Origin of the sequence: Acinetobacter sp. GWC1_38_13 (assembly GCF_001767535.1) — a bacterium.
Lineage (GTDB): Bacteria > Pseudomonadota > Gammaproteobacteria > Pseudomonadales > Moraxellaceae > Acinetobacter > Acinetobacter junii.
Map to the genome: position 1 here is coordinate 1 of NZ_MELG01000027.1, position 1,116 is coordinate 1,116.

At 38.1% G+C, this 1,116-nt stretch carries 2 protein-coding genes and 1 pseudogene; 1 reads left to right on the forward strand and 2 read right to left on the reverse strand.

What is annotated here, in order from left to right; genetic code table 11:
• A pseudogene (locus A2003_RS02530) lies at positions 1 to 221 on the forward strand (diaminohydroxyphosphoribosylaminopyrimidine deaminase); the annotation flags it as partial.
• A gap of 58 nt (positions 222 to 279) precedes the next feature.
• Here the strand turns inward: A2003_RS02530 and A2003_RS02535 are convergent.
• Positions 280 to 798 (reverse strand): DUF6155 family protein, encoded by a 519-nt coding sequence (locus A2003_RS02535; protein ID WP_005403124.1) that lies wholly within the window; start codon positions 796 to 798, stop codon positions 280 to 282.
• Positions 795 to 1,116: BRCT domain-containing protein (locus tag A2003_RS02540; RefSeq protein WP_353743754.1), on the reverse strand; the 322-nt coding region annotated here is incomplete at its 5' end. The genes A2003_RS02540 and A2003_RS02535, both read right to left, overlap by 4 nt.

Here is a 1,116-nt window from a genome sequence, read left to right on the forward strand (position 1 = left end):
CTTTTCCACACTTTACTGTACCTAAAGCAGCATTCTCATTGGTCGCACCAATATTTGGGCACTCTCGTCAATTCGTAAAACTCAATATGGGATATCCAATTTATTTTAATGCTCAACGTAGCGTAAATGAATTGGGTATCGAATATAGAGACATTCGAGAAAGTGTTTGCGAACATTTCCAACAATTACTTGATGATGGCATTGTAAAAAAACGTGCATGATAATAAAAGCCTATTCAACTACATTCAGTTCAATAGGCTTGTTTCCATTTTTTTAGAACTAATCATCAAAATAATCACTATAAATTTCACATAGTCCATCATCAAATCCCCAGCCAATGCCATCTGTATCGTGACAAATCTTTGCTGCTCTTTGTTGAAATTGACTTTCCACATTGAGCTGCTTCATCCATTTCATTGCCTGAGCAAACATTGACTCCATACTATTATAAAATGGCTCATTAATATCGCCATACATGTTGGTAAATTTTACTCCAGTTTCAACATAATAGATTGCAAGATCAACTAGATGTATATTTAATCCATTAAGCTTTTTAAAGTCCATAACCGCTTTTCGTGCAACAGATAACCTTGCATCACCAAATCCATGTTTGGGCAAAAATTCATCCCGAATTATTTTTTTATATTTAGAAAGTACGTCATTTGCCCCCTCTGTACTTATCTGTGAATCATAAAAATCTCTAACCACTGAAAACTGTTGATATAGTTTAACAATCTCTTGAAGCAATTGTTTTTCAGGTTTTGTGACAAGATGGGCTTTCAATGCTTTAATACTCATTCAACCCCTCCGTACTGCGCCAAGAAATCCAAAAACTCTTGCTCGTTCATTACACGAATGTCTAACTTTTGTGCCTTATCAAGTTTGCTCCCTGCTTTCTCACCAGCAACGACACATTTGGTTTTACTTGAAACACTACCACTCACACGCGCACCTAAAGCTTGAAGCCGCTGGGTTGCTTCATCACGCCCCATACTTTCCAATGTGCCAGTCACCACCCAACTTTCACCATTCAAAGGTTGGCGAGTTGGTGCAGTTGGTGCATCCCAATGAATCCCTGCAGCAAGTAAGCGCTCCAAGACCTCTAAGTTATGCTCA